The 24026-nt window shown below is 73.0% G+C and carries 20 protein-coding genes; 8 read left to right on the top strand and 12 right to left on the bottom strand.

Translation table 11 applies throughout. The features are described from left to right. The first annotated feature begins 101 nt into the window (after positions 1-101). Positions 102-1091, top strand: coding sequence for an NAD(P)H-quinone oxidoreductase (locus ACLQ14_RS14155; protein WP_425814092.1), 990 nt, complete (start codon positions 102-104; stop codon positions 1089-1091). Between the two features lie 18 nt (positions 1092-1109). Next, positions 1110-1823 carry a proteasome activator gene (locus tag ACLQ14_RS14150; RefSeq protein ID WP_425814090.1) on the top strand — a complete coding sequence of 238 codons (714 nt, stop codon included), beginning with the start codon at positions 1110-1112 and terminating at the stop codon, positions 1821-1823. Between the two features lie 24 nt (positions 1824-1847). Here ACLQ14_RS14150 and ACLQ14_RS14145 read toward each other — a convergent pair whose 3' ends face one another. From ACLQ14_RS14145 to serS, 7 genes are all read right to left on the bottom strand, one after another. Continuing rightward, positions 1848-2747, bottom strand: coding sequence for an EamA family transporter (locus ACLQ14_RS14145; RefSeq protein ID WP_425814088.1), 900 nt, complete (start codon positions 2745-2747; stop codon positions 1848-1850). 104 nt (positions 2748-2851) lie between these two features. Beyond that, positions 2852-3793: a carbohydrate ABC transporter permease gene (locus ACLQ14_RS14140; protein ID WP_425814086.1), complete on the bottom strand. Its 942-nt coding sequence runs from the start codon at positions 3791-3793 to the stop codon at positions 2852-2854. Beyond that, entirely contained in the window at positions 3793-4773 is a 981-nt protein-coding gene (locus tag ACLQ14_RS14135) for a carbohydrate ABC transporter permease (RefSeq protein ID WP_425814084.1), read from the bottom strand. Before ACLQ14_RS14135 ends, ACLQ14_RS14140 begins: the two co-directional genes overlap by 1 nt. Positions 4774-4863: 90 nt before the next feature. After that, positions 4864-6267: an ABC transporter substrate-binding protein gene (locus ACLQ14_RS14130; RefSeq protein ID WP_425814082.1), complete on the bottom strand. Its 1404-nt coding sequence runs from the start codon at positions 6265-6267 to the stop codon at positions 4864-4866. Positions 6268-6478: 211 nt separating this feature from the next. After that, a complete protein-coding gene (locus ACLQ14_RS14125) occupies positions 6479-7504 on the bottom strand; it encodes a LacI family DNA-binding transcriptional regulator (RefSeq protein WP_425814080.1) in 1026 nt (341 codons plus the stop codon). Positions 7505-7521: 17 nt separating this feature from the next. Beyond that, a complete protein-coding gene (locus tag ACLQ14_RS14120) occupies positions 7522-8346 on the bottom strand; it encodes an HAD family hydrolase (protein WP_425814078.1) in 825 nt (274 codons plus the stop codon). Then, positions 8343-9623, bottom strand: coding sequence for a serine--tRNA ligase (serS, locus tag ACLQ14_RS14115; protein ID WP_425814076.1), 1281 nt, complete (start codon positions 9621-9623; stop codon positions 8343-8345). Before serS ends, ACLQ14_RS14120 begins: the two co-directional genes overlap by 4 nt. A 98-nt stretch (positions 9624-9721) precedes the next feature. On the opposite strand from serS, the gene ACLQ14_RS14110 reads away from it, so the two are divergent. Both ACLQ14_RS14110 and ACLQ14_RS14105 read left to right on the top strand, forming a co-directional pair. Then, positions 9722-10861, top strand: a complete 1140-nt coding sequence (locus ACLQ14_RS14110) for a diacylglycerol/lipid kinase family protein (RefSeq protein ID WP_425814074.1) — start codon at positions 9722-9724, stop codon at positions 10859-10861. A 108-nt stretch (positions 10862-10969) separates the two neighbouring features. After that, positions 10970-13405: a hypothetical protein gene (locus ACLQ14_RS14105; protein ID WP_425814072.1), complete on the top strand. Its 2436-nt coding sequence runs from the start codon at positions 10970-10972 to the stop codon at positions 13403-13405. On the opposite strand, the gene ACLQ14_RS14100 is transcribed toward ACLQ14_RS14105, so the two are convergent. Together ACLQ14_RS14100 and ACLQ14_RS14095 are read right to left on the bottom strand one after the other, a co-directional pair. After that, a complete protein-coding gene (locus ACLQ14_RS14100; RefSeq protein ID WP_425814285.1) occupies positions 13344-14138 on the bottom strand; it encodes a glycosyltransferase family 2 protein in 795 nt (264 codons plus the stop codon). The two genes, ACLQ14_RS14105 and ACLQ14_RS14100, sit on opposite strands and share 62 nt — an antisense overlap. A 238-nt stretch (positions 14139-14376) precedes the next feature. Further along, positions 14377-15198 (bottom strand): DUF5926 family protein, encoded by an 822-nt coding sequence (locus tag ACLQ14_RS14095; protein WP_425814070.1) that lies wholly within the window; start codon positions 15196-15198, stop codon positions 14377-14379. Between the two features lie 51 nt (positions 15199-15249). On the opposite strand from ACLQ14_RS14095, the gene ACLQ14_RS14090 reads away from it, so the two are divergent. Beyond that, positions 15250-15879, top strand: coding sequence for a GNAT family N-acetyltransferase (locus tag ACLQ14_RS14090; protein WP_425814068.1), 630 nt, complete (start codon positions 15250-15252; stop codon positions 15877-15879). Positions 15880-15904: 25 nt separating this feature from the next. Here the strand turns inward: ACLQ14_RS14090 and ACLQ14_RS14085 are convergent, their stop codons facing one another. After that, positions 15905-18019 (bottom strand): elongation factor G, encoded by a 2115-nt coding sequence (locus tag ACLQ14_RS14085; protein WP_425814066.1) that lies wholly within the window; start codon positions 18017-18019, stop codon positions 15905-15907. A 101-nt stretch (positions 18020-18120) separates the two neighbouring features. Continuing rightward, positions 18121-18666 (bottom strand): TetR/AcrR family transcriptional regulator, encoded by a 546-nt coding sequence (locus tag ACLQ14_RS14080; RefSeq protein WP_425814064.1) that lies wholly within the window; start codon positions 18664-18666, stop codon positions 18121-18123. A gap of 223 nt (positions 18667-18889) precedes the next feature. On the opposite strand from ACLQ14_RS14080, the gene ACLQ14_RS14075 reads away from it, so the two are divergent. Next, entirely contained in the window at positions 18890-19645 is a 756-nt protein-coding gene (locus tag ACLQ14_RS14075; RefSeq protein WP_425814062.1) for an MBL fold metallo-hydrolase, read from the top strand. Positions 19646-19911: 266 nt separating this feature from the next. Beyond that, a complete protein-coding gene (locus ACLQ14_RS14070) occupies positions 19912-20949 on the top strand; it encodes a DUF4037 domain-containing protein (protein ID WP_425814060.1) in 1038 nt (345 codons plus the stop codon). Between the two features lie 1277 nt (positions 20950-22226). On the opposite strand, the gene ACLQ14_RS14065 is transcribed toward ACLQ14_RS14070, so the two are convergent. Continuing rightward, positions 22227-23009: an LLM class F420-dependent oxidoreductase gene (locus ACLQ14_RS14065; protein ID WP_425814058.1), complete on the bottom strand. Its 783-nt coding sequence runs from the start codon at positions 23007-23009 to the stop codon at positions 22227-22229. An 83-nt stretch (positions 23010-23092) separates the two neighbouring features. On the opposite strand from ACLQ14_RS14065, the gene ACLQ14_RS14060 reads away from it, so the two are divergent. Beyond that, entirely contained in the window at positions 23093-24007 is a 915-nt protein-coding gene (locus ACLQ14_RS14060) for a hypothetical protein (protein WP_425814056.1), read from the top strand. The last annotated feature ends 19 nt before the right edge of the window (positions 24008-24026 follow it).

Raw genomic sequence — 24026 nt, 5'->3', positions numbered from 1 at the left:
CTTCGGCGTCGGGCCCCGCGGTGCTGACGGGCGTCCGAGCGACTCCCACCTTCGACGATGAGGACACCCCGGCGCAAGCCCCCCGGCCTAGGCTCTTCGGCATGCGCGTCGTCGAGATCGTCCGACCCGGTGGACCCGAGCAGCTGGCCGTCCGCGAGGTGGCGGACCCCGTACCCGGACGCGGCGAGGTCCTCGTCGACGTCGCGGCCGCCGGCATCAACAGAGCAGATCTCATGCAGCGCGAGGGCCACTACCCGCCGCCACCGGGCGCGCCGTCGTGGCCCGGGCTCGAGGCGTCGGGAACGGTGGCCGCGCTCGGCGACGACGTCGACGGCTGGGCGGTCGGGGACCGCGTCGCCGCCCTGGTCGCGGGCGGGGGCTACGCGGACCGCCTGGTCGTCCCGGCCGGCCAGCTCCTGCGGGTGCCGGACTCGCTCGACCTCGTCGACGCCGCGGGCCTGCCCGAGGCCGTCTGCACCGCCTGGAGCAACCTGACCGGACCGGGCCGCCTGGGGCGGGTGACGGCGTCGGGCGCGCGCGTGCTGGTCCACGGCGGCTCGGGCGGGATCGGGACCGTCGCGCTCCAGCTCCTCGCCGCGCTGGGCGCCTGGACGGCGACCACGGCGGGCGGGCCCGAGCGCGTCGCGCGGTGCCGGGAGCTCGGCGCGGACCTCGCGATCGACCACCGGACCGAGGACTTCGTCGCCGCGGTCCGCGACGCCACGGACGGCCGGGGCGTTCACGTCGTCCTGGACGTCGTCGGCGGCGCCTACCTGGCCCGCAACCTCGAGGTCCTCGCCGACGAGGGACGGCTGGTCGTGATCGGCACGCAGCGCGGCCGGCGCGCCGAGCTCGACCTCGGCGCCGTGATGGCGCGCCGCCTCACCGTCACCGGGACGACCCTGCGCGCGCGGAGCCGCGAAGCCAAGGCCGCGATCGTCGCCGACGTCGCCGCGCACGCGTGGCCGTGGCTCGACGACGGCCGGCTGCACCCCGTGATCGGCGCCCGCGTCCCCCTCGACGAGGCCGCGCACGCCCACGAGCTGGTGGAGGCAGGGACGGTGTTCGGCAAGGTGCTGCTGGTGCCCTGACGGGGCAGACTGGACGCCATGCCCGACGACGCACAGCAGCAGGTCCCGGACGCCCCCGGCACCGAGGACGGCACCGCACCGGACGAGACGGCCGAGGACGAGCGAGCGGCCGAGGACCACGCCCAGCGGGAGGCCGAAAAGGCCGCCGAGGACGCCGTCCGCGAGGCGGCAGCCGCCCAGGTCGCACCACAGCTCATCCTGCCGCCCGGGGTCACGGCCGCGGACGGCGAGGCCGAGGGCGCGGGAGAGTCGGACCAGGAGCGGACCTCCATCGAGGAGCCCGCGAAGGTCATGCGCATCGGCACCATGATCAAGCGCCTGCTCGACGAGGTGCGCGAGTCGCCGCTCGACGAGGCCGCGCGGGCGCGCCTGGCGTCCATCCACGAACGCTCGCTCCACGAGCTCGAGGACGGCCTCTCCCCCGACCTCATCGACGAGCTGCACCGGATCACGCTGCCCTTCACGGACGACGCGACGCCGTCGGACGCGGAGCTGCGGATCGCCCAGGCGCAGCTCGTCGGCTGGCTGGAGGGCCTGTTCCACGGCATCCAGACGGCGCTCGTGGCGCAGCAGATCGCGGCGCAGAACCAGCTCTCGCAGATGCGCCGGGGGCTTCCGCCGGGGCTGTTCGGACCGGGCGGTCCGGGTGGCCCGGCTGGCCAGACCCCGGGCGTCCCCGGCGGTCCCCAGGGCGGCGACGACCAGCGCCCGACGCCCGGCCAGTACCTGTAGCCGACCGCGGGCGGCCCGGGCTGCTCAGACGAGGGGCGGGGCGTCGCGGGGCGGCGTGCGCCGTCGGAGCTGCCCCGTCATGAGGAGCGCGCCGGTGACGCACGCGAGCCCCAGCAGCTCGGGGGCCGACGGCACCTGCTGCAGCGCGACGACGCCCACGACGGTCGCGGTCGCGGGCAGCAGCGCCATGAGCACCGAGAACGTCGCCGCGCCGACCCGCCGCAGCACGACCTGCTCGAGCGCGTAGGGCACGACGGACGACAGGAGCGCGACCACGACGGCGCGCCACGCGAGCCCGAGGTCCGTGAGCACGACCGCCGACGGCACCGCGAGGGCGGGCGCCAGCGCGACCGCACCGACGCTCATCGCGACGGCGAGCGTCGTGACCCCCGACCCAGCGGTTGCCACCCGGCGCCCCAGGAGGATGTAGGCCGCCCACGCGGCAGCGGCGACCCCGATCGCGACGAGCCCGACGACCACGTCGTGCCGGTCGTGCCCCGGGCCGGGCTCGAGCGCCACCCCCGCGAGCAGGACGACGCCGCCGGCCGCGACGACGATCGCTCCCCGCTCGCGCCACCCGCGTCCGGTGAGCGCGGCCACGGCGACAGGCCCGGTGAACTCGATGGCGACGGCCGTCCCGAGCGGCAGGTGGTCGATCGCCACGTAGAAGGCGACGTTCATGACGGCCAGCGCCAGCCCGAACGCCACGGCCGCACGCCAGCGCGCGCCGGTCCAGCGCTCGCGCCACGGGCGACGCCAGGCGACGAGCACGACGGCGGCGATCGCGGTCCGCAGCCAGGCCACCTCGGGCGCGCCGACCGCCGCGAACAGGCCGACCGCGACGGCGGCGCCCACGTACATCGCGGTGCCCGACCCGACCAGCACCACCGGCGCGGGCACGCGGTCGAGGGTCCGAGGGCTCACCGCCCGAGCCTACGTGCGCCGTCGGGCGGGCAGCGCGGACGACGACGGCCGCCCTCCTCGGGCGAGGAGGACGGCCGTCCGTGCGCCGCGTGCCAGGCGGCGGATCAGCCCTTGACGGACCCCGCCAGGAGCCCGCGGACGAAGTACCGCTGCAGCGACAGGAACACGATGACGGGGATGATCATCGAGATGAAGGCTCCCGCCGACAGCAGGTACCAGGCGTTCCCGCGCGACCCGGTGAGGTCGAACAGGAACTTCGTCATGGGTGCCGTCGCGGTGCCCGGCCCCGCGAACGTCAGGGCGACGAGCAGGTCGTTCCAGACCCAGAGGAACTGGTAGATCGCGAATGCCGCCAGCGCGGGCTTGAGCATCGGCAGCATCATCCGGAAGAAGATCGTCACGTGCCCGGCGCCGTCGACCCGCGCCGCCTCGATGAGCTCGCCCGGGATCTCCCGCATGAAGTTGTGCAGCAGGAAGATCGCGAGCGGCAGCCCGAACATGGTGTGCGAGAGCCAGATCGCCCAGAACGTACCGTTGAGGTTGAGCTTGACGTACAGCGTCAGGAGCGGCAGCAGCGTGACCTGGATAGGCACGACCTGCAGCGCGAACACGGCGACGAACAGCACGTTCCGGCCCTTGAACTTGGTCCACGCGAACGCGTACGCGGCCAGGCAGGCGAGCAGGATGGGCAGCAGCACCGCCGGGATCGTGATGACGATCGAGTTGATGAGATACGGCGTCAGCGACGACGACTGGCTGGTGTCGAGGACCTGCTTGTAGTTGTCGAGCGTGAAGTCCGGGTTGGTGAAGACGGTCCACCAGCCGGTCTTGTTGATGTCGAGCGCCGGCCGGAACGACGTGATGAGCAGGCCGGCCGTGGGGATGGTCCAGACGACGGCGAGGACGACCGCGACGAGCGACGCCCACGGCGACGTGAGGCCTCGCTTCGCGATCTCTCCCCGGGTGCGCACGGGCGGCGGGCCGCCTGCGGTCGCACCGTCGATGTTCACGTCGGACGCTGCGCCGGTGTTGAGGAGCTCGGACATCATCGACCCTCCGATGCCCGCAGCTGGCGGACGTTGTAGACGATGATCGGGATGACCAGGACGAACAGGATCACGGCGAGCGCCGCGCCCAGGCCCTGGTTGGCGGCGCTGAACGTCTGCGAGTAGAACTCGTTCGCGATCACGTTCGTGTCGAAGTTCCCGCCGGTCATCGTTCTGACGATGTCGAAGACCTTCAGACAGGCGATCGCGATCGTCGTGAGGACGACCACCACCGCGGGCCGGATGCTCGGGAACGTGACGAAGCGGAACATCTGGAAGCCGCCGACGCCGTCCAGGCGGGCCGCCTCCACGATGTCGGCGGGGATCGCCTTGATGGACGCCGACAGGATCGTCATCGCGAACCCGGCCTGGATCCAGATCATCACGACGATGAGGAAGAAGGTGTTCCAGGGGCTGTTGAGCAGGAAGTTGTACGGCTTCCCGCCCAGCCACACGATGACCTGGTTGATCAGGCCGATCTGCTCGATCGGGTGCTTCGACGTCCCGCCGGCCGGGTCGCGGAAGTCGTACATGAACTTCCAGATGATCGACGCGCCGACGAGCGAGATCGCCATGGGCAGGAAGATCACGGCCTTCGCGACGGCCTCGCCCTTGGCGCGGTCGACCAGGATCGCGTACAGCAGGCCGATCGCGGTCGCGACGAACGGTGTGACCAGCGTCCACAGCACTGTGTTCCGCAGGACCACCAGTTCGTCCGAGTTCGTGAAGATCGCCGTGTAGTTGTCGATCCCGACGAACGACCCACCGCCGGCGTCGCGGAACGAGTTCCACAGGGTCTTGAGCGCGGGGTACACGAGGCCGACCGCGAGCAGGGCCAACGACGGTCCGACGAACCACCAGCCCGCCCGGCGTCCACCGCGCTTCTCGTACAGGGCCGCGAGGCCCAGGATCACAGCGATGACCGCCCCGAAGATCAGGACTGCCCACACCATGTCCAGGAGCTTGGGAGCTACATCCATCGTTCCTCCTGAAGGAGCCAGGTCCGGTGAGGTGCGCAGGGGCGGGGGGGCCCCCCCCCCCCCCCCCCCCCGCCCCTCGCTCTCCTCAGATCACGACTTCGGCCAGGCGGCGTCGATCTTCGACACCGTGTCCTGCGTGGACTGGCCGGTGATCCAGGACGTCGCCTGCTTCCAGAACGCGCCCGAGCCGACCGCAGCCGGCATCTGGTCGGAACCGTCGAAGCGGAAGACGGTGTTCTTGTCCTTGAGGATCTCGACCGAGAGCTTGTCGATCGGGTTCACGAGGTTCGCCTCGTCGAGCCCCTTGTTGCCGGAGATCCAGCCGCCGCCGGTGTCGTCGGAGCTGGCCTTCGCCTTGAGGTTGGCCCAGATGTCGGTCGACCAGAACTCCTGGACGGCCTGGACCTCGGGACGGTCGGAGAACGCCGTCACGAACTCGCCGGCGCCGAGCACCGGGTGGTCCGCCGCGGCCTTGCCCGGCAGGTAGAACGCGAACACGTCGCCGTCGGGCGCGATGTTCGTGCCCTTGGGGAAGTTGGCCGCGTAGAACGACGCCTGGCGGTGCATCCAGCAGGTGCCGCCGCCCTGCGTGGGGTCGATGCCCAGCCCGGCATCCTGGAAGGTCGTGGTCGCGATCGACTTGACGTCGCCGATGCCGGCGTTCACGTAGTCGGGGTTCTTGACGTACGAGCCGACGTCGTCGAACGCCTGGACGATCTTCGGGTCGGAGAACTTCACCTTCCCGGCGACCCACTGGTCGTAGACGTCGGGGCCGGCGTCGCGGAGCACGAAGTCCTCGACCCAGTCGGTGAGCGGCCAGCCGGTCGCCTCGCCCGAGTTGATGCCCACGCACCACGGCTTGTTGCCGTCCGCGACCATCTTGTCGGACAGCGCCTTGAGCTCGTCGAGCGTCTTGGGCACCTCGTAGCCGGCGTCCTTGAACTGCTTGGGCGAGTACCAGACGAGCGACTTCACGCTCGCCCCGGACGGTGCGGCGTAGAACGTGCCGTCGACCGTGCCGTACTTCTTCCAGTCGGCGCCGAACCACTTGTCGACGTTGGCTCCGACGGCGTCCGGTGCCTTGACGACCTTGCCCGTGGCGACGAGCTGGGCGAGCAGGCCGGGCTGCGGCACGATGCCGATGTCCGGCGGGTTCCCGGCCTTGGCCTGGACGAGGATCTGCTGCTCGAAGTTCTTGTCGGCGGTGTACTTGATGGTGACGCCGGTGCACTTCTCGAACTGCTTGAACGAGTCGACGTAGGGCTGGTCCTCGGGCGCGACGATGCCCGCGTAGATGGTGACGGTCTTGCCCTTGAGGTCGCCGTAGTGCGTGTAGTCGGCGCAGTCCGAGCCGCCGGCGCTCCCCGTGCCGGAGCCCGAGCCGCCGCCTCCACCGTTGTCGTCGCTCGAGCAGCCGGCGATCACGAGTGCGATCGCAGCTGCCCCGGCGGCGAGTGCCACGCCCTGGCGGGCGCGGAGTCGTGTGCGTGCCATATCCCCTCCACAACGTCGTGGTGCATCACAGACGACGGCGAACAGCCACCGTCTGAGGCCCGAGGCACGGCGTGACGCCCGCCTTCGAGCCACTACTGCCATGCAAGCGTTTACATGGCCGGTGTTCAAGTCCCGACACGTAACGATTGCGTCACGCAGCGGTCTTGTCGCGCGCAAGGTGTGGGAGCCCTCCCACACCTCTGCTTCGACGCTAGCCCTCCGAGCGACGACGCGCGCGGGGGATCGCCGTCGACGCGCGGGCCACCAGACGCGTCGGGTACGTCACCGACTCCGGGGCCCGCTCCCCCAGCACCATCTGCAGCAGCACGAGGGCCGCGTCCTGACCCTGCTGGAAGGCGTCCTGCGCGATCGTCGTCAGCCCGACGAGCTCGCCGAAGGGGTGACCGTCGACCCCGATCACCGACAGGTCGGCGGGCACGCCCCACCCGAGGTCGCGGGCCGCGAGAATCACCCCCATCGCCATCTCGTCCGACGCCGCGAACACCGCCGTCAGCTCCGGGTGCGCAAGGAGCAGCGCGCGCCCGGCCACGCGACCGCCGTCCAGGTCGAAGTTGCCGTCCACCTCCCACGACGGCCGAGCCTCCACCCCCACCTCGGCCAGCGCCCGCCGCCAGCCGGCGCGGCGTCCCATCGCGGGCGACCACTCCGAGACCGGGTCCTGGACGCCCGCCACGTGCCCGACGGCGCGGTGCCCCAGCGCCGTCAGGTATCGCGTCGCGGCGAGACCGGTCGCGACGTCGTCGACCCGGTGCGTCACCTGGCCGCGGGGTCCCGAGCCCACGAACGCCAGCGGTACGCCCAGGGCCGCGAGGGACGAGACCTCCTGCGCCTCCAGCGGGAGGCCGACGACGATCGTCCCGTCGACGCGCCGCCGCAGGACGTTCGGGTCCACGCGCGGGCGGGGCAGCTCGTCGCGGGGCGAGCCCAGCGCGTAGAGGAGCACGTCGAAGCCGAGCCCGCGCAGCGCGTGCTCCACGCCGTCCACCACCTCGCCGAAGTACCAGCGGGCGATGCCGGGCGTCAGGACGCCGATGGTGCGGGTGCGGCCGGAGGCCAGGGACGACGCCGACGGCGACGGTACGTAGCCGAGCTCCGCGACGGCCGTCAGGACCTTGACGCGCGTCGCCTCCGTGACGTTCGGGAGGCCCCGCAGCGCGCGCGAGACCGTCGCGGTGGAGACCCCCGCCGTGCGCGCCACGTCCTCGATGCTCGCCACGGTCCCCGATTCTGCCGCTATGTCAGCAGGCTGCGCAGGACGTCTGCGGCGCCGTCGTCGTCGATGGTGCCGGTGACCTCGTCCGCGGCGTCCTTCACGACGTCGTCGGCGTGGCCCATCGCCACGCCCCGCGCCGCCCACCCGAGCATCCCGATGTCGTTGCGCCCGTCGCCGATCGCGACGGTCGCCCACGGCTCGACGCCGAGCCGTCGACGGACGCCCTCGAGGGCGGTCGCCTTGGTGACGCCCTGCGGGGCGATGTCCATCCAGGCGGTCCAGCCGATCGCGTAGGTGACGTCCTCGAGGCCCAGCCGCTCGACGAGGTCGTGGAAGTCGTCGCGGGTGCGCTCCGGGCTCCGCACGACGACGCGCGTCACCGGCTCCGCCGCGAGCTCCTCGAACGGGACGACGTCCTGCCGGCCCGTGATCTCGCCCTCGGGCCAGGGCGCGTTGACCCGGTGGCCCAGGCCCACGTCCTCGACCGCGACCAGCGCGCCCGGGATGCCGTCCAGCACCGCACGGAGCGCGGGCGCCGGGTCGAACGTCACGCGGTCCTCGACCACGAAGCCCGCCGGGTCGTCGGGTGCGATCCGCGCCGTGACGGCGCCGTTCGAGCAGACCAGCCAGCCCTCCGTGAGCCCCAGCTCTCGCGCGACGGGCGCCGCGGCGAGCACGGCGCGCCCGGTCGAGATGACCGGGTGGTGCCCCGCGTCCCGGAGCGCGGTGACCGACTCGCGCACGGCGTCGGAGATCAGCTCGCGGTGCGGCGGCTCCTCCTCCCACGACAGGAGGGTGCCGTCGACGTCGAGGGCGACCAGGTACGGCGAGGGCACGCGGGTCATCCGACCGGCTCGAGCACCTCGAGGCCGCCGAGGTAGCCGCGCAGGCCCTCGGGCACCACCACCGAGCCGTCGGGCTGCTGGTGGTTCTCCAGGATCGCGACGATCCAGCGGGTCGTCGCGAGGGTCCCGTTGAGCGTCGCGACCGTGCGGGTCTCGGTGCGCCCGTCGGCCTCCACCCGCTCGCGCACCCCGAGGCGGCGGGCCTGGAACGTCGTGCAGTTCGACGTCGACGTCAGCTCCAGGTAGCGGTTCTGCGTGGGCAGCCACGCCTCGCAGTCGAACTTGCGGGCGGCGCTCGAGCCCAGGTCCCCGGCCGCCGTGTCGATCACGCGGTACGGCAGGCCCGCCTTGGCGAGCATCTGCTCCTCCCAGGCGAGGAGGCGCTGGTGCTCGTCGGCGGCGTCCTCCGGGCGGCAGTAGCTGAACATCTCGACCTTGTGGAACTGGTGCACACGGATGATGCCGCGCGTGTCCTTGCCGTACGAGCCGGCCTCGCGGCGGTAGCACGCGCTCCAGCCCGCGTAGCGCTTGGGGCCGTCCGACAGGTCGACGATCTCGCCGCTGTGGTAGCCCGCGAGCGCGACCTCGCTGGTGCCCACGAGGTACAGGTCGTCCGTGCCGAGGTGGTAGACCTCGTCCGCGTGCTTGCCGAGGAAGCCGGTCCCGGCCATGACCTCGGGCTTGACGAGCGTCGGCGTGATCACGGGCGTGAACCCGGCCGCGACCGCCTGGTCGACGGCCGCGTTGAGCAGCGCGAGCTCGAGGCGCGCGCCCACGCCGGTCAGGTAGTAGAACCGGGCGCCCGAGACCTTGGCCCCGCGCTCGGTGTCGATCGCGCGCAGGCCCTCGCCGAGCTCCAGGTGGTCCCGGGGCGCGAAGCCCTCGGCCGCGAAGTCGCGGGGCGTGCCCTCGTGGCGCAGCACCACGTAGTCGTCCTCGCCCCCGGGAGGCGCGCCCTCGACGACGTTGGCGATCTGGAACAGCAGGGCGTCGAGCTCCTCGCCCGCCGTCTTGGCGTCCGCGTCGAGCGACCGGACCTGCTCCGCGAGCTCCTTGGTGTGCGCGAGGAGCGCCTGCTTCTCCTCGCCCTGCGCCTGCGCCACCTTCTTGCCCAGCGCCTTCTGCTCGGCGCGGCGCGACTCGAAGTCGGTCAGCGCGGAGCGGCGGCGCGAGTCCGCGTCGAGCGCGGCGTCGACGAGCGACGGGTCGTCACCGCGAGCGGTCTGGCTGGCGCGGACCGTGTCCGGGTCCTCCCGGAGGAGCTTGAGGTCGATCACGGACCCAGCGTATCGGGGCGGGGTGACGCAGCCGACCGCGTCCCCGTCCGCGGGAATCCGCCGGGTCACGGAGGGCCCGTCCGGATACGGTGGGGCCCATGAGCGCGGGCTGGGAGACCTGGATCGGGGTGGCGGCGCTCGTCGTCGCGCTCTCCGCGCTCGTGGTCGCGCTGGTCGTCTACCTCCAGTCCCGCCGTGCCGGCCGGCGCATGGGCCGCCCCGCCCGGCGCTACGGGACCGGGCTCGGGCCCCGGGAGCAGGAGGCGCCCTCGGAGCGTCTCGTCGCGTTCGTCGCCAACCCGTCCAAGCCCGGCGTCTCCGAGCTGCGCGAGACGCTCGTCGAGGCCTGCCTCGACGCGGCGCTGCCCGAGCCCCTGTGGTTCGAGACGACCGTCGAGGACCCGGGCCGCGGCCAGGCGCGCGACGCGCTGGCCGCCGGCGCGGACGTCGTCGTCGCGGTGGGGGGCGACGGGACGGTCCGGGCGGTCGCCGAGAGCATGGCCGGCAGCGGCAAGGCCATGGGGATCCTGCCGCGCGGCACCGGGAACCTGCTCGCCCGCAACCTCGACATCTCGACGACGTCCGTCGACGACGCGCTCGCCACGGTGCTGTCCGGCCACGACCGCCACGTCGACGTCGGCCGCCTCCGCGTCGACGAGTACGCGGAGGAGCCCGAGCCGGGCAGCGAGGGGGCGCGCGACGTCGACCACCTCTTCCTCGTCATCGCCGGCCTCGGGTTCGACGCCGCCATGGTCGCCGACGCCGATCCCACCCTGAAGTCGAAGGTCGGGTGGATGGCGTACTTCTTCGCCGGCGTCCGGCACCTGCACGGGCGGCGCACGCGCCTGCGCATCGAGATCGACGACGCGCCCCCCGTCGACACGCGCGTCCGCAGCCTCATGGTCGGCAACTGCGGGCTCCTGCCCGGCGGCATCACGCTCATCCCCGACGCCGTCATCGACGACGGCCGCCTCGACGTCGTCGCGATCGACGCGCGGGCCGGGCTGGTGGGATGGGCGCAGGTGTTCGGCGAGGTCGTCATGCAGGGCATCGGGATGTCGTCGGACAACCTGCCCGGCCGGGCCGGCCGGATCGACACGACCCCCGCCCGCCGCGTGAAGGTCGAGGTCGAGTCGAGCGCCGGCGAGCACGTCCAGGTCGACGGCGACCTGCTCGGCCGCGCACGCCGGGTGACCTCCTGGGTCGAGCCCGGGACGCTGGTGGTGCGCTCGGCCTGACCGTGGCCGCCGTTCCCGCGAGGAATCTGTGGGGATGCGGTGCGGATGCGTCCTTCCGTGCTCGACGCCGGCCGGGGCGCGACGACTCGCTCGCCTAGGCTGGGGGCCGTGCCGACCGCCCTCTCGACGCCCCCCTCCCGCCCCCGACGCCGGTTCCTCGGTCGGACGACGGCCCTGGTCGTGGGCGTCGCGGTCGCCCTGGGGCTCGCGGGCGCGCTCGGCGCGGGCAGGGCGACGGCCAGCACGGAGGACACCGCCGTGGCGAGCACGACCGCCGACGCCCCGTTCGTGCTCGTCGGGACGGGCGGCGTTCAGCCCGAGGACGTCTCCGCCACCAGGACGCCGAACATCTGGCGCGCCCTGGGCGGCACTTCGGCGGACGGTTCGGACGCGTCCACGCTTCCCGTCGCGCCCGGCGTCAACGTCGTGCGCTCGGTCCGCTCGAGCACGTGCCCCGTCGACGGGTGGCTCGCGGTGTCCTCCGGTCGCCGGGCCGGCGACATCGCGCCCCACACCCAGCCGAGCTGCCGGCAGCCGGACGATCCCGCGGACTCGTCGTCGTCGGGCACGGGCGGGACGGTGCCCAGCTGGGCCGAGTACCAGGACGCCGTCACGCACCAGAGCTTCGACGCGGTGCTCGGCGTGCTCGGCGACGCGGTCGAGGCGTCGGGGACCACCGCCACGTCGATCGGCCCGGGTGCGGCGATCGCGCTCGCCGACCGGACCGGGAGGGTCGTCGGCACGCACGTCGACGCGCCCGCCGAGCCCGCGGAGCTCCAGAACGACGTGTCGACGGCGCTCGGGTCGTCGCGCCTCGTCGTCGTCGACGCGGGCGCGGTGCTCGACCCCGCCGCCCAGCCGGGCGAGGAGCCCCTGACCGCCGACGCGGTGGCCGCGTCGCACGCGAAGCAGGTGAAGCAGGTCGACGCGAAGGTCGGCGCCGTGCTCGCCGCCCTCGCCACGCACGACGCCGGCCTCCCCGAGGCCTCGCGCGCCTCGGTCCTCGTCATGTCGCTCGCCGACTCGTCGTGGGTCTCGCACCTCCAGCTGGCGCTCGGCGGCGGCCCGGCGCTGTCGACGCACGCCGACGCGAGCGGCGGCGACGCGATCCTCTCGGCCACCTCCACGCGCCAGCCGGGCATGGTGCAGGACACCGACGCGCTGCCCACCGTCGTGCACGCCCTGGGCATCGAGGCGAAGGTCCCCGACAGCGCCACCGTCGGCACGACCATCGGCACCGCCCGCTCGGACGCGAGCGGCACCGACCGGCTCGACGGGCTCGTCGACGTCAGCCGGCACGCGTCGGCCGTCAAGCCGCTCATCGCGAACTTCTACCTGCTCCTCATCCTGGCGAACCTCGCGCTCTACGCGTTCGTCACGGTGGTGCTGCGCCTCGACGCGAAGCGCCTCGGCGCGCCCGGCCGGTGGCTGCGGGAGAACCCCTCCGGGGTGCTCAAGGGCCTCGTGGCCGTCGGCATCGCGCTCGGCTCGATCCCCGTCTCGACGACGCTCGCCAACGCCATCCCCTGGTGGCGCACCGGCGCGCCCGCGTGGACGCTCACCGGGATCGTGATCGCGCTCGACGTCGTCATCACCGCCGTCGCGATGCTCGTCCCGTGGCGCCGGGCGCCGCTCTGGCCGTTCGGCGTCGTCGGCGGGATCACCGCGGTCGTGCTCGCGATCGACGTGATCGGCGGCGCGCCGCTGCAGCTGTCCGGGCTCATGGGCACCCAGCCGCTGGTCGCCGGGCGGTTCTACGGCATCAACAACACGTCGTACGCGCTGTTCGGGACGGCGTGCGTGATGCTGACCGTCGCCCTCGTGAACCCGCTGGTGCTGCGCGGGCGCCGGGTGGCGGCCGCGGCCGTGGTCGCCGGCGTCGGCGTGGTCGCGACCGCCCTCGACGGCCTGCCGTCGATCGGCGCCGACTTCGGTGGGCCGCCCGGGCTCGTCGCCGGGTTCGCGATGCTCGCGCTCATGGCCGCGGGCATCAGGCTCACCTGGCAGCGCGTGCTTGCCGTGCTGGGCGCGGCGGTCGTGGTCGTCGTGGCGTTCGCCGTCGCGGACTGGCTCCGCCCCGCGGACGAGCGCACCCACCTCGGCCGGTTCGTCGACGACGTCCTGCACGGGGAGCTGTGGCACGTCGTGCAGCGCAAGCTCGCGCAGAACGTGGACACGCTCAGCAACAACCTGACGCTCGTCGCGATCGCCGGCCTGCTCGTCGTGGTCTACGTGCTCGGCCGGCCGTTGCGCGGCGCGCTCGCGCACCCGGCCGGCGGGCCGCTCGAGTGGATCACCACCGACGCGCCGCTGAGCCAGCTCAACGCCTACGCGCCCATGCTGCGGCCCGGGATCATCGCGACGGGCGTGGTGCTCGGGATCGGGTTCCTCGTCAACGACTCGGGCATCCTCGTGCCGGCGACGGGCATCGTCCTGGCTTTGCCCGTGCTGCTCGCCGTCTACGCGAACTGGCTGCGGGACGTCAGGACGCGTGGTGGTGCGGCCGCACCACGTCCACGGTCCGACGCACCCGCCGCGCACTGATCGCGAGCTGGACGTCGCGGTACTGCGCCGCGCGGTGCAGCTGGCCCTTGAAGTCCTTGCCCGAGGGGCGGTGCCGCAGCTCGCACGGGATCTCGACGGCCACGTAGCCCTGCCGCAGCAGGTCGATCGTCAGACCGACCTCGACGCCCCAGCCCCGAGCCAGCGGGGTCGCTGCCTCGAACGCCTGCCGGGTCATGCAGCGCATGCCGGACAGCGGCTGCGTCGGGGTCCAGCCCGTCATGCTCGTGATCGCGCGGCGTGCGGCACCCACGACGAACCCGTGCCCACCCGCGCCCACCTGCGGCGGGATGATCGCGATCGCCATGTCGGCCACGCCCTCGAGCACCGGCGGGACGAGGGGCGCCGTGTTGACCGCCGTGTCGGCGAGGTCGGCGTCGATGAACAGGAGCACCCGTTCGGGGCGCCCGGGGACGTCGCGCATCGCGACGACGGCGGCGCCCGTCTCCATCGCGGAGGCCTTGCCCCGGTTGTGGGAGTGCCGGACGACGACGGCGCCCGCCTCGCGTGCGACGTGCTGGGTGCTGTCCTCCGAGCCGTCGTCGACGACGAGCACGAGGTCCACGTTGGGGATCGCCCGCGCGGAGCGGACGGTCGCGGCGATGCGGCGGGCCTCGTCCTTGGCCGGGATGACGACGGCGACGCGCTGCCGGAACCGGCCGGGCTGCGGCCCCTCGGCCGTCCGGGGCCGAGGGGTCTTGGCGACCGGGAGCACGGGCTGCTCGCCCGACCTGCTGCCGGGCCGGGGGCTCCCGGTGTCGTCGGCCGCAGCCTCCCCGGCCCCGGCGGGGGCGTGGGGAGCGCCCGTCTCGACGCCCGCCTCCCCCGTCGCGCCGGACGTCGGAGCGGCGCCGAGGTCGATGCTGTCGCGCTGCTTCTTCGTCACGATGATCAGCCTAGTCGAGTCAAGAGATGGACGCAGATTCCCCTGTGCACAGGCAAGAGGGCGTGTCTCACCGCAGCGTGACCTGGCGCGCCACGATGCCGGCGCGCGCCCGTCGCTCGTTCGCGTCGAGCGGGGCGTCGTCGCCGAGCGCCCCGTCGAGCGTCGCCCTGAAGGCCGCGGCGGGCTCCTCGAGGTCCGCCGCCGCGGTGCCGCGCGGCAGCTCCCACACCGGCACGACCAGGCCCGACGAGCGGAACGCGCCGACGAACTTGCCGCCCGCGAAGCCGCTCGCGCGGCGCGCCTGGAGGCGGGCCAGCGCGTCGATGACGGTGTCCTCGTCCTGCGGGAGCGCCCAGCGGAGGAACTCCCGGTTCATGCGGCACCAGTACGCCGACGGCACGGACTCGAGCTTGACCGTCGGGATGATCGACTCGGCCGCCTGCTGGAGCGACGCCTCGACCTCGTCCGTGCGCTCGGCCCCGCCGTCCAGCCAGAACTCGAAGCCCTCCTGGACCGTGACCTCGAACGGCACCGTCGGGTCCAGCACGTCCTGCAGCCGCGGGCCGTCGGCCGGCGGGTCGAGGAGCACCGACGTCCCCGGCTCGCTCGCGAGCGCCTCGAGGAGTGCGGCGGCGAGGTAGCGGCTGGTGTCGTTCGAGGCGCCGACGCCCTGCAGCGCGAGCAGGACGACGCCGTCCTCGCGGTGCAGTGCCTGCCAGCCCCCGGGGAGGACCGTGGTCACGACGACGTCGCGGGACCCGTGCTCCGCCGTCGTGCGGGCGGTCGCGGTCGCGGCGGGGACGACCTCGCGCAGCGCGACCCAGTCCGGCTCGCCGGGGAGGCCCTCGAAGGGACGCAGCACGAAGTCGGTCGCAGAAGAGGACGCCATGGGGCCCGAGTCTAGTGGCGCGCGGAGCACGCGCGGCTACCGTGGGGGCGCATGGGGACGACGGCGACTTCTTCACCGGCGGGCGGCCCGACGGTCACGGCCGACGTGCACGTCGAGCACCTCGACGTCGTGTTCGCCCGGGGCGACGCCGCGTACTGCTGGTGCCAGTGGGACCGGCTGCGGGGCAAGGCCTTCGACGACCTGGAACGGTCGGAGCGGCGCGCACTCACCGCGCGCCTGCTCGACGACGCCCAGGCCGGTTCCGCGCCCGGCCCCGGTGTCGTGGCGCTCGTCGGCGACGAGCCGGTGGGCTGGTGCGCGGTCGCGCCACGCCGCGACCTGCCGCGGCTGTTCACGAGCCCGTCGGCGCTCAAGGCGCTCCCCGAGGGCGAGCGCGGCGACGACGGGACCTGGTCGGTCACGTGCTTCGTCGTGCGGCCCGGGCACCGGCGCCAGGGAGTCGCGGGGGTGCTGCTCGACGCCGCCGTGGAGCACGCGTTCAGCCACGGCGCCTCCACCGTCGAGGCGTACCCCGTGGACCTGGCGGAGAAGCCGAAGACCTCGTCGTCGGGGTTGTACCGCGGCACCGTGTCCCTGTTCGAGGCGCACGGGTTCGGCATCGTCGCGCGGCCTCGCCCGGGCCGCGCCGTGGTCCGCCGCCCCGCCCCTCCCGCGAAGTAGACAGGCCGCCCGGTATACCGCGCGGTCAGTGGCGGGGGGCGACGTCGTACCGCTCGGGCTCGATCGTGAGCTCCGCCTGCCCGCCAGTCAGCGAGCGCAGGTCGAGGACGTAGCGCGCGAGCTCCGCCTCGGGGACGCTCGCGACGACGTTCACCCGGCCGGCGTCGTCGGGCCCCTCGGTCGCGGCGACGTGGCCCCGCCGCCCGGACAGGTCGGTCAGCACCACGCCCTGCACCTCGGACGGCACCGTCACCACGACCCGGCACACGGGCTCGAGCACCACCGTCCCCGCCTCGGCGAGCGCCTCGCGCAGGCCCGCGGCGGCGGCGGTGCGGAACGCCATCTCGGACGAGTCCACCGAGTGGGCCTTGCCGTCGTACACCTCGACGCGCACGTCGACGACGGGGTACCCGCGCGGGCCGCCCGCGGCGAGCGCGTCGCGCAGGCCCTTCTCGACGGCGGCCAGGTACGTGCGCGGGATGGCGCCGCCGACCACCTTGTCGACCAGCTCGAACCCGCCGCCGCGCGGCAGCGGCTCGGCGCGCAGCTCGACGACCGCGAACTGCCCGTGCCCGCCCGACTGCTTCTTCACCTTGCCCTCGGCCTGCCCGCGCCGGGCGAGCGTCTCGCGGTAGGCGACCGGGACCGGGCCGGTCGTGACGTGCACGCCGAACACCCGGGCGAGGCGTTCGAGTGCCACCGCGAGGTGCGTGTCGCCGAGGCCGCGGAGCACGGTGGCGTCCCCGCCGGGCGCGGCAACCCGCTCGACGAGCAGCGTCGGGTCCTCGGCGGCGAGCCGGGCGAGGGCGGTCGACATGCGGTCGTCGTCGGACTGCGAGACGGGGACGAGGCTGAGCCCGTAGACGGGCTGCCGCCCGGGAGGGGCCAGCGGCCGCGCGCCGGTTCCCGCGGCGCCGGCCGGGCGCGCCCACAGGATCGTGCCCGACGGCGTCCCCACCAGCTTCGCGACCGCGCCCACCTCCCCCGGGCCGACGGCGTCGACCGGGTGGTGGTCCTTGCCCTGCACGCGGAACAGGCCGTGGAGCCGCTCGGCCGCGCCGGTCGTCGCGTTGGTGAGCCGGTCGCCGGACCGCACGGTCCCGGACAGCACGCGGAAGAGCGAGACCTGCCCGACGAACGGGTCGGCGACGGTCCGGAAGACGTGGGCCAGCGCCTCGCCCGACGGGTCCGCGGCGACCGCGACCCGCTCGTCGCCCAGCAGCACGGCGCGGTCCCGCTCGGAGGCCGGCGGCGCGAGCTCCCAGAGCAGGTCTGCGACACGGTCCACGCCCGTCCCGGTCAGCCCGGACACGACCAGCACCGGGAAGGCGGCCCCCGCGGCGACCTCGTGCGCCAGCGTGCGCTCGAGCTCGGCGGCCTCCGGCTCGTCGCCGCTCAGGTACGCCTCGAGCTGGGCGTCGTCGTGGGACACGATGTCCTCGGTCACCTCCACGTGCAGCGCGTGCTCCTGCGCGGCCTCGGTGTCGGTGAGGGCCTCGTCGTGGTGGTGCCCGTCGTCGTCGTACGCGTAGCCGGCCTCCGTGAGGACGTCCGCGATCCCGTGGAACGCGGCCTCCTCCCCGAGCGGCAGCTCGAGCGGGACGAGCTCGTCGCCGTCCGCGCCGAGGGCGGTGCGCAGGCCGTCGAGCACGGCCTGGAAGTCCGCCCGCGCCTTGTCCTCCTGCGTCACGACGACGACGCGCGGCACCCCCGCCTCGCGCGCCGCCTCCCACGCGGCGCGGGTCCCGGCCTGGACGCCGTCCGCTGCGCTCACGACGACGGCCGCGACGTCCGCGACCGCGAGCGCCGTGTCGATCTGGCCGGCGAAGTCCGGGTGGCCGGGCGCGTCCAGGATCGTGAGGGTGCGGGGCGCGCCGTCGGGCCCGGTCCACGTCGCGTGCGCGACGCCGAGCGTGAGCGACATCCCTCGTGCGATCTCCTCGGGCTCCGCGTCCGTCACGGTGGAGCCGTCCTCGACGCGGCCCGGGCGCGGGATCGCTCCGGTGACGTGGAGCATCGCCTCCGCGAGCGTCGTCTTGCCGGCGCCCCCGTGCCCGACGAGCGCCACGACCCGGGTCGACGACCCCGGCGGCGCACCGCCCGGGCCGGTCTCCTGGGTCTGGGTGCTCGCGCTGCTCATGGGGGCCTCCCGCCGCGCCGCCGGATGGCCCCAGTCTCCCGCTGCGGGGGACGGCGCGCGACCCCTCGCCGAGCGTCCTTCCACTCAGCGGTGGAGGGCACTCACTGCCCGAGTGCGAGCGCTTCGTCGAAAGCGGCGCTCGTCTCGTCGCGAAGAGACGACGGTGCGGCCGAGCGTCCTTTGCCTGTCTGATAACAGGCCAACGCCACCTGGGATGCGAACGCAGCGACGCCCTCGGCGGTACCACGGGCGATCAGGACCGCGCAGAGAGCGGCCGCGATCTCCTGCACCTTCAGGGCGTCCCGACCACGGAGGTCGACGTGCTCCTCCAGGAGGAGGAGATGCCGCGAGTACGAGTCCAGGTTCGCCGTCGCCATCTCACAGAGACCCAGGACGATGGGACGCAGCTGCTCGAGAGCGTCCGTCGCCGTCGTCGCGGCGCCGACGGAGGTGTCTTCACCCGCGCGGGCGATCGCGTCAAGCATCTGCTGCTGCTTCGCGAAGACGACCTCCTGCTTGTCGCCGAAGTACCGGAAGAAGGTGGTCCGCCCGACCTCGGCACGCGCCGCGATGTCCGTCACCGAGACGTTGTCGAAGCCTCTCGCCGAGAAGAGCTCGTCCGCGGCCTCGAGGAGGCGCTGTTGCATCTGCTGACGCTTGCGCTCCACAAGAGATGGCGACGTGGCTGACAGACCTGACATCGGGCGATCCTAGCAGGACGGCACTCAGTGCGTGGAGGTACTCAATACGCTACGGTACTGAGTACCAACGCCTGCTGATCGTGGCGGACGGATCGCTGCACGCAGGCGCTCTCGCCGGCTGAGATCCCCGGTTCCGCCGCTCGCCGACCTGCACGGAGAAAGAAGAACGATGACCGAGTCGCTGACCATCACCCGCATCACCCACAGCTGTCACCTGATCAGGGTCGGCGGCCAGACGGTCCTCACCGACCCCTGGTTCTCCCAGCGCCCTCTCTACCACCCTGGCGAGCCGATCGCGATGATGCCCGAAGACCTCCCGCACCTGGACGCCGTCGTGATCAGCCACGAGCACTACGACCACTGCGACCTCGACTCCTTCCGCCGCTACCAGGACAAGAACGCGCCGATGCTCGTCGCCGGCCCGGTCGTCGACAAGGCCCGCAAGGCCGGGTTCACCAACGTCCGTGCCCTTGAGGCGTGGGAGTCGGCCCAGGTCGGCGACCTCACCATCAACGCAGCCCCCGGCAAGCACGGCGTCCACGAGGTCACCTACGTCATTTCGGGCGGCGGACGCAGCGTTTTCTTCGCCGGCGACACCCTCCTCATCCCGGAGCTACTGACCCTCACGGACCGGTTCGGCCCGCTCGACGTGGCCCTCCTCCCGGTCAACGGACTCCACATTCGGATGGCCGGCAACAAGCAGGTCGTCATGAACGCCGAAGAAGCCGCGGAGCTCACGTCCGCCCTCCGCCCGAAACTCGCCGTCCCGCAGCACTACGCCTTCACCAGCGGGAGGATCGGCGACAAGCTCTTCCTCAAGAGCGACAAGAACCCGACCCTGTTCGTCGACGCATCCCGCCGCCTCGTCCCCGACGTCCCCGTCCAGGTCATCAACCCCGGCGAACCGCTCACGGTGGCCCCCTGACCAGAGCATCACGGCGACAGGACGAACCTGCCCGACGCGAGCAGCCGTCGCCCCACGCCATGCATCTCGGCAAGGATGACGCCACGAGGCGCCGCACTGCGCGCGGTTCTTCGTGGTGCCCGTTCCGCTCATGCCATGGGGATCCCCCGGCTGACACCATGTCGAACTGTCGACGTTCGGCAGTGCCTTTGCGCTGGATCAGGGCGCCGAGCCCCAGCTGAATGCGCCGGCACGTGTCCACGGAGCAGCGCTGGTACGTTCCGCGGATGACGTCGCCACCGCTGCCCGGGGTCGAGCTGGCCCGCGCCTACTACGAGGACGCCGTCGCGCCCGTCCTGGACGCCGCGGGCGTCGCGCACGCCGCGGGACGGCTCGGCAGCGGCTCGGACGTCCTCGGGTTCGACGACGACACGTCCCGCGACCACGACTGGGGACTGCGGCTCACGGTCCTCGTCGCGGGCGACGCGGTGGCCGAGGTCGACGACCTGCTGGAGACGCGGCTGCCGTCGTCGTGGCGGGGACACGACGTGCGGTTCCCGACGACCTGGGACCCGACCGTCCGGCACCGGGCCGAGGTCGTGAGCGTCCCGGGGCTCGCCGTCGCGCGGCTCGGCGTCGACCCGACCGGCGGGCTCGAGGCGTGGCAGTGGCTCGCCCTCACCGGGCAGAGCGTCCTCGAGGTGTGCGCGGGGCCCGTGTTCCACGACGGCCCGGGCGAGCTCACCGCGCTCCGCGCGAGCCTCGCCGGGTATCCCGACGACGTCCGGCGCTACGTCGTCGCGTCCGGGTGGGCGCACCTGGGGCAGGAGCTGCCGTTCGTCGGGCGGACCGCCAGCCGCGGCGACGAGCTCGGGTCCGCGGTGCTCGCCGGGCGGCTCGCGCGGGTCGCGATGCACCTCGGCCACGTGCTCGAGGGCCGCTGGGCTCCCTACGCCAAGTGGCTCGGGACGTCGTTCGCGACGCTCCCCGCGGCGTCCGCGGCCGGTCCGCACCTGCGGGACGCGCTCGCGGCGACCGCGTGGCGCGAGCGCGAGGCGGCGCTCGCCCGCGCGCTCGACGTGCTCCTCGACGTCCAGGCCGCCGCGGGGCTTCCCGTGCCCGACGGCGGCGCCACCGTCCCGTTCTTCGACCGACCGTTCCGCGGGGTCGCGCCGGTACCGGAGGCGGTGCGCGAGTCGATCGAGGACCCGGTGATCCTGGCCCTCCCCGTCGGCGTGGGCTGCGTCGAACAATGGGTCGACGACCCGCACGTGCTCATGGACCCGAAGCGCCGCCTCGCGACCGCCCGCGCGCTGCTCGCCTGATCACCCCTGCCGCGCGGAGCCACGCTGAAGACCGGGAGCGACGTCAGAAGGCGGCGGGCCGCCGCCGTCGAAAGCAAGCGGGGCCGCACCAAAGACAGGCACGGCCCTGCTCATTGGCTACTCAGCCGGATAAGACCACACACAATCTTCGCCCCTCACTCAAGACCCACTGCCCGTCGGGCATGTAAGGCTGGAGTCGATCATGGACCGATATCTGGAGAGAGTCATCAACTCCCCGTCCACGTTGAATTCAGAGTCGGGCAATCCTTCGACTTGGCGCACGTCGTCAATCGCCAGTCCTGTGGCCCGCCATCCCGTGGAGATGTCAACACTGAACGCCTCCAATGATGAGTACGAACCACTCGCTTCTTTCCACCTTGATGACTCCAGCCGCACGACGTCGCGTGGGTCTCCTTCGTACCGTGTCGCCTTCCACGAAGGCGGCGGTTCGCTGTCTGCCGAGAACTCCGTCACCTCGGCGCCGTCTATCTGCTCGCCTCTGCAGACCGGTAGCACGAGCTCCAGGACGCCGCCATCCATGCGGGCGCCCACCGATGGAACTGCCGGGTCGCATCCTGCGCTGACCAGTGCCACCGTCAGCGTCAAGAGAACTACTAGTAGAGGCGGTGAGAGTAACGGTGATAGTAGCGGTGTGAATCGCCATGTCGGCAGTTGCTTCCGCGGTAGCCCCATCTAGCGCTCCGACCTCTCGGTGCCGGTCGATATCGGCCAGCACTACCGAACCTCACCCCTCGGGCGATCCCCAGAGCGCTCTGCCTGGGTACACCTGGCTCACGATGGTGAGCAGAATCTAGACCTGGTGAGCTCTCGATCCGATAGGTCGGGGAACTTTTTCACCCGGTCGAGTTCTGCGCCCGGGTTGGGGCCACCACGATCGCAGGAACTCGAACGCGACTCGCGCTCCTGTGGCGCACCCAGCCCTAGCGTCCTCGTTCGTGCTCGATACGGCGCAGCCGCTTTCGCGACTGCCCGCCACCTACCAACCGCGCCCCAACGACCTAGTGGGCCCGCGGCGGGACCCCGGCGTGCGGCCGTAGTCGCCCACCTGGAACCGCACACGCCGCCTCCCCGGAGCCCGCCGCTGCGCGAGCGCCGTGCTCACCAGCCGCGGCAAGCATTCAACGCAGGTCGACAACCACCCGATGGTAGGAATCCGCAGGCAACAAGCGTGCTACATGCGGAAACGTAGGCTCCACGTCTACACCAGTCCCTCCGAAGCCCCCGGTGGCGAGCAGCCGCCGCGACGCCGGCCAGCGTCAGCGCTGCGTGTCGCGCCACTCCACCCACTGCTCCGCACGCGTCAGGTCGTAGTCCGGCCCGCTCACGCCGACGGTGAACAGGGTCGCCCCGGCGGCGACGAACGCGTCGGCGACCTCGGCGGGGCTGTGCCGGCTGACCTCGACGGACCGCTCGACGAGCTTCGCGGTGTCGCGTCCGACGGCCGCGCCATGGTCGTCGAGGATCGCCGACTTGCGGACGAGGGTCTCGGCGTCGGCGAAGCTGTGCCAGATGTCGGCGTGCTGCGCGACCATCCGGAGCGTCTTCTTCTCGCCGCCGCCGCCGATGAGGACGGGGATGTGGCGGGTCGGGGCCGGGTTGCCGGCCTCGAGGCGCCGCTCGATGCGGGGCAGCGCGTCCGCGAGGTCGGCGAGGCGCGTCCCGGGCGTCCCGAACTCGTAGCCGAACTGGTCGTAGTCCTTCTCGAACCAGCCCGCGCCGATGCCGAGGATCAGGCGCCCGCCGGAGATGTGGTCGACGGTGCGGGCCATGTCGGCGAGGAGCTCGGGGTTGCGGTACGAGTTGCAGGTGACGAGCGCACCGATCTCCACGCGGCTCGTCTGCTCGGCCCACGCTCCGAGCATCGTCCAGCACTCGAAGTGCTTGCCGTCGGGGTCGCCCGAGAGCGGGAAGAAGTGGTCCCAGTTGAAGATGACGTCGACGCCGATCTCCTCGGCGCGCATGACGGCGTCGCGGATCTGGCCGTAGTCGGCGTGCTGGGGCTGGAGCTGGACCGCGATGCGGTAGGGGAGGTCAGACATGATGCCGAGCCTACGGTCCGCGCACGGCCCGGCGCCCCGCGTCGCCGACTTCAAGGGTTGAGTTCGAGTGGTAGACCGTGACGATGCGCTTCACGCCCGACGTCGCCCGCGGCGACTGGATCCTGCCCCGCCTGCACGGCTGGGGCGTCGTGGGCAGCACGGTGCCGCGCGGGTTCGAGGCGTACGCGCGGGTGCTGCACCCCGTGACGGCGCACGTCCCCGCGATCCGGACCGACGTCGAGCCCGAGGACCTGCGTTGGTCCGAGGTCGCGGTGCGGTCGACGCACCGGCCCCGCGCCGTCGTGCACCCGCTGGTCCAGTGGGCCGCCGTCTCCGGCGAGCCGCACGGGACCGTGCCCCTAGCCGACGGGCGCCAGGCCGGTCCGCCTAGGATCGGCTCCCTCGACGTGCGAACCCTCGGTCGGCTGGCCCGGCACCTGGCTGTCCACACGTCCGAGCCCGACCTGGTCACCGCCGGCGTCTGGAGCGGCGACGGTTCCCTGCGGCCCGGCACCACGTCTCAGGCCTTCGTGTCGGTGTACGACGACGGCATCGCCGACCACGAGCGCCACGATCCCGCCGCGGTGCCGCCGCGACGCGCGAGTCTGCAGGCGGAGGCGGAGGCTGCCCTGTTCGCGTCGGTCGACCCGGAGACCACGTCCGCGGCCGACGACGGCCCGCTCCTCGAGCTTCCGGGCCGCGACTACGTGCTGCTCGACGGGACGACGGGCGAGCTCGTCGACGGCTCGTGGACCCGGACGTCGGGCCTCGGGTGGTTCCGCGGGCTTCCGGGCGCCGGCCCGAACCTTCTGTGGCCGGCCGACCTGGCGTGGTGCGTCGCGAGCGAGATCGACTTCGACTCCACCCTGGTCGGCGGCTCTCGGGCACTGGTCGAGGCGATCTGCGGCGACGAGACCCTGGAGGCGTTCGAGGTGACGGAGGACGACGACCTCTCGCTCGCAGGCGACACGCTGAACCCGGTGCCGGGAGGCGGGTGACGTCGTCGGGCCAGGGCGC

Origin of the sequence: Luteimicrobium sp. DT211, assembly GCF_049844995.1 — a bacterium.
Taxonomy (GTDB): domain Bacteria; phylum Actinomycetota; class Actinomycetes; order Actinomycetales; family Cellulomonadaceae; genus Luteimicrobium.
Note: the sequence above shows the minus strand (reverse complement) of the source record. Positions and strands in the feature narration are given on the sequence as shown.

Bases quoted from the DNA above. Each gene is read 5' to 3' on its own strand.
- ACLQ14_RS14070 (WP_425814060.1), top strand. From the start codon at position 19,912: ATGACGTCGCCACCGCTGCCCGGGGTCGAGCTGGCCCGCGCCTACTAC.
- ACLQ14_RS14150 (WP_425814090.1), top strand. From the start codon at position 1,110: ATGCCCGACGACGCACAGCAGCAGGTCCCGGACGCCCCCGGCACCGAG.
- ACLQ14_RS14110 (WP_425814074.1), top strand. From the start codon at position 9,722: ATGAGCGCGGGCTGGGAGACCTGGATCGGGGTGGCGGCGCTCGTCGTC.
- ACLQ14_RS14155 (WP_425814092.1), top strand. From the start codon at position 102: ATGCGCGTCGTCGAGATCGTCCGACCCGGTGGACCCGAGCAGCTGGCC.
- ACLQ14_RS14135 (WP_425814084.1), bottom strand. From the start codon at position 4,773: ATGGATGTAGCTCCCAAGCTCCTGGACATGGTGTGGGCAGTCCTGATC.
- ACLQ14_RS14085 (WP_425814066.1), bottom strand. From the start codon at position 18,019: ATGAGCAGCGCGAGCACCCAGACCCAGGAGACCGGCCCGGGCGGTGCG.
- ACLQ14_RS14120 (WP_425814078.1), bottom strand. From the start codon at position 8,346: ATGACCCGCGTGCCCTCGCCGTACCTGGTCGCCCTCGACGTCGACGGC.
- ACLQ14_RS14090 (WP_425814068.1), top strand. From the start codon at position 15,250: ATGGGGACGACGGCGACTTCTTCACCGGCGGGCGGCCCGACGGTCACG.
- ACLQ14_RS14095 (WP_425814070.1), bottom strand. From the start codon at position 15,198: ATGGCGTCCTCTTCTGCGACCGACTTCGTGCTGCGTCCCTTCGAGGGC.
- ACLQ14_RS14065 (WP_425814058.1), bottom strand. From the start codon at position 23,009: ATGTCTGACCTCCCCTACCGCATCGCGGTCCAGCTCCAGCCCCAGCAC.
- ACLQ14_RS14060 (WP_425814056.1), top strand. From the start codon at position 23,093: ATGCGCTTCACGCCCGACGTCGCCCGCGGCGACTGGATCCTGCCCCGC.
- ACLQ14_RS14075 (WP_425814062.1), top strand. From the start codon at position 18,890: ATGACCGAGTCGCTGACCATCACCCGCATCACCCACAGCTGTCACCTG.
- ACLQ14_RS14130 (WP_425814082.1), bottom strand. From the start codon at position 6,267: ATGGCACGCACACGACTCCGCGCCCGCCAGGGCGTGGCACTCGCCGCC.
- ACLQ14_RS14140 (WP_425814086.1), bottom strand. From the start codon at position 3,793: ATGTCCGAGCTCCTCAACACCGGCGCAGCGTCCGACGTGAACATCGAC.
- ACLQ14_RS14080 (WP_425814064.1), bottom strand. From the start codon at position 18,666: ATGCAACAGCGCCTCCTCGAGGCCGCGGACGAGCTCTTCTCGGCGAGA.